Source organism: Pelomonas sp. KK5, from assembly GCF_001984095.1.
Lineage (GTDB): Bacteria > Pseudomonadota > Gammaproteobacteria > Burkholderiales > Burkholderiaceae_C > KK5.
This window is the reverse complement of sequence record NZ_LYVQ01000554.1, coordinates 1-518: the sequence shown is the minus strand read 5'-3', so window position 1 is coordinate 518 and position 518 is coordinate 1. Positions and strand designations below refer to the sequence as shown.

Below are 518 nucleotides of genomic sequence, written 5' to 3'. Positions count from 1 at the left end.
GATTGCGTTCAGCCGCGCCGTTAGGCGTCGGCTGGAACTGCGGGTTAGGCAGCGAAGACTCGACGTTGAATTTTCCCGCGTTGCACTCAAGGATTACGATGGTGGAACTCCGTATAGAGCTGCTTCAGCTTCGGCGGGAAGCGCCGCCAGTACGGCTCGCACTTGTGACTAGGAACCTGCCAATACAGATTCTCTACGAACGAGACATCAATGCATTTCTGTACGGACTCGGTGCCAAGCAAGAAGGCTCGCTCCAAGAACTGGACTAGCGGTTCGTGATTTGCGTAAGGGACTTCGCGCGCCATCTCGTCGTTTAGAGCGTCTGCGAGCGCCTCGAACCAGGCGTACTCCACTCCAACGTCTAGATCGCCGCCCCAACGCTTTAGATGATGGCGATCGGCCGATGCCGAGATTGGCGGAAACCGCTCTCGGACTTGGTGGTAGAGGTCCGCAACGGGATCCATGGCAGCGGCCTAACGATTGCGTTCAGCCGCGCCGTTAGGCGTCGGCTGGAACTG

Annotated in this window: 1 protein-coding gene; it reads left to right on the top strand. The window is 58.3% G+C overall.

The features are described 5' to 3' along the window. Nucleotides 1-269: hypothetical protein (locus B0W88_RS35050; protein WP_233151924.1), on the top strand; the 269-nt coding region annotated here is incomplete at its 5' end. Between the last annotated feature and the right edge of the window lie 249 nt (nucleotides 270-518).